The organism is Mesorhizobium sp. (genome assembly GCF_004962925.1).
Lineage (GTDB): Bacteria > Pseudomonadota > Alphaproteobacteria > Rhizobiales > Rhizobiaceae > Mesorhizobium.
In genome coordinates, this window is sequence record NZ_SUEO01000368.1 from 1 (window position 1) to 2,379 (window position 2,379).

4 protein-coding genes are annotated in these 2,379 nt (G+C 58.9%); 3 read left to right on the forward strand and 1 reads right to left on the reverse strand.

Features of this window, described 5'->3' with window-relative positions; genetic code table 11:
* The first annotated feature begins 329 nt into the window (after nucleotides 1-329).
* Nucleotides 330-605 (forward strand): hypothetical protein, encoded by a 276-nt coding sequence (locus E5W87_RS34985; RefSeq protein ID WP_292408405.1) that lies wholly within the window; start codon nucleotides 330-332, stop codon nucleotides 603-605.
* Between the two features lie 165 nt (nucleotides 606-770).
* Here the strand turns inward: E5W87_RS34985 and E5W87_RS34990 are convergent, their stop codons facing one another.
* Nucleotides 771-1,217: a hypothetical protein gene (locus E5W87_RS34990; protein WP_292408408.1), complete on the reverse strand. Its 447-nt coding sequence runs from the start codon at nucleotides 1,215-1,217 to the stop codon at nucleotides 771-773.
* Between the two features lie 194 nt (nucleotides 1,218-1,411).
* Here E5W87_RS34990 and E5W87_RS36245 point away from each other — a divergent pair, with 194 nt between their 5' ends.
* On the forward strand, nucleotides 1,412-1,762 hold the full coding sequence (locus E5W87_RS36245) for a hypothetical protein (protein WP_367118914.1): 351 nt from the start codon (nucleotides 1,412-1,414) through the stop codon (nucleotides 1,760-1,762).
* Nucleotides 1,696-1,851: a hypothetical protein gene (locus E5W87_RS34995; protein ID WP_292408411.1), complete on the forward strand. Its 156-nt coding sequence runs from the start codon at nucleotides 1,696-1,698 to the stop codon at nucleotides 1,849-1,851. Before E5W87_RS36245 ends, E5W87_RS34995 begins: the two co-directional genes overlap by 67 nt.
* The last annotated feature ends 528 nt before the right edge of the window (nucleotides 1,852-2,379 follow it).

Here is a 2,379-nt window from a genome sequence, read left to right on the forward strand (position 1 = left end):
GGGTTAAGCCGGGGATCAAAGCCCGGGTGAAGCACTTGCGCGGCGAGGAAGACCTTCGGCACGCCTCGCTGCAGGATTTCTGGGAGGAATACTGAGCGATCTTGCCTCTGCGGGAATGCTCTACCATCTGCTGCTGGCCTTCTCGGCGCATCTCAACGCCGGCGACGGAGGCTTTGTCCCAAGCGGTTTCTCAATGGTACATATCCGCTTCTGTTCAGCACCTTTGGCGGCAATACCGTCGCATGCGCGGCCGGCATGGCCGTACTTGATGTCATCGAGCGAGAGAGCCTGGTCAGGCGGAGCGCTGAGTACAGGCGAATATCTGCGGCATGAACTGCGCCGCCTGGCTGAACGGTACGAAATCATCGGGCGACATACGCGGCCGTGGGATGATGACCGGCGTCGAACTGGTGACCGATCGCCTCACCAAAGAGCCGGCAATTCAGCAAACTGATCGCCTTGTCGAAGACGTGCTTGCCCGAAACGTCCTCATCGGCAAGGGGACGCCCAACACCCTCAAGCTCCGTCCGCCACTGATCTGGTCGCGTAACGAAGTTGACGTTTTCATCAGCGCTTTTGACGACGGCTTGAAAGCGCAGCGATGACCGTGTCAGGAGCGCACCTGTCATAATTGTTTGAGCTGACGGCCCTTAGCGGACTTGCACTAGGGCTTGTAAAACGGATCGAGATGGATTTGCTGAATTTTGCCGTGCCAAGTGAAGTGGCGGCGTCAGGCGTAATAGGCTGCTGAAACGCGGCGGCGGTCGTGGTCAGTTTTGCGGTATCTGAAGCGGCAGGGATGTGATGCGGCAAATACGGGCAAACGGGCGGTAGAAAGCAAATGTAGCCAGTTGTCCTGCGACGGCGTTGTTGAGGGCAAGACACGCGCCCCTTCCCTGCCCCACAATGCAGCGTCGATTTCGCGCCTCTGCACCTTTTGACGAAGCTGCTGAACGCCGGGCCTGAAAACATTCGGCGAACTCATCGACCTTCATATCGACGACATGTGCGATGCGGGCAAGTCCCCTCGCCGCTCCAAGGCCGCAGCCCTCGATATGCTCCAAAGACATCTGGGGAAGTGCAACTTCGCAGCCCTTGATCGCGAACGGCTCATTCGCTTTGGTCGCGACCGGGCCGCCCAAGGTGCCGGACCGATGACTCTCGGTATCGACATCGGCTTTGTAAAACTCATTCTGGCTCATGCCGCTGCGGTTCACGGCCTGCCCGTCAGGGTCGAACCGGTGGATCTCGCGCGTATCGCCCTAAAGAGGCTTGGCCTCGTTGGGAAAGGCCATCAGCGCGACAGGCGGCCGACGCAGGATGAACTCGACAGGCTCATCGATCACTTCGATGCAAAGCCCGTCAATTTGCACCGGTTAGCCAGATCATACGTTTCGCAGTCGCAACTGCAATGCGCCAGGAGGAAATTTGCAGGGCGCGGTGGTCCGACGTGGACCCTCGCGCACGGATGCTTCTGATCCGTGACCGGAAAGACTCTCGGAACAAGAACGGCAACAATCAGCGCATACCGCTATTGGCGGCAGCCGGATACGATGCGTGGGCCATTGTTGAGGAGCAGCGGGCAAGGCGCAGCAATGACGATGATCGAATTTCCCATTCAATCATAGGTAAGTCGGAACCGCCTTCCGTCGAGGATGCACTGACCTGGAGATCCACGACGTTCATTTTCATGATTTGCGGCACGAAGGCACGAGCCGCCTTTTCGAGGCTGGATTCACGATTGAACAGGTTGCGCTGGTGACTGGGCACAAGGACTGGAAAATGCTGAAACGATATACGCACCTTAAGCTCGAGACGCTCCACGCAGTGCTGGCGAACCGTGCTGCCTAACTTGATGGCCGATTCCCTGTTCGGATTGCAACAGTAGCCCAAAGTTCAAACCAGACCACGAATCTAGGGGTCAGGAGTTCGAATCTCTTGGGGCGCGCCATTCGGAATACGCCATTCGCGCCGAAAACTCCCCGTTCTTCCGATGCAAGCCGTCGAGTTGCATCCGGCCGGCCGCGCGCCTGACACTCTCGATGTATTGCGACGGCGAGCTAAGTGCACCGTCACCGCAATTCCGCCTCGTTCGGCTCGGCTTCGAGAACGCAAAGCGGCGCGGAATGTTGCAGAGCAAATCTTCGCAGCACCGTCGCCCAATGTGTGTGGTAACACCGCGACGGCGGAACCAGCGGAGTCTGATTTGACCGTGCCTTCTTCTAACACCAAGCGTGCGCTGATCACCGGGGCGGGTGCTGCCGACGGCATCGGCTTTGCCATTGCGCGGCAGCTCGGCCTTGCCGGTCATGCCGTTTTCCTGAACGGTGCCAGCGCGCGTGTACTCGATCGCGCCGCCGAGCTTTGCTCCGAAGGCAT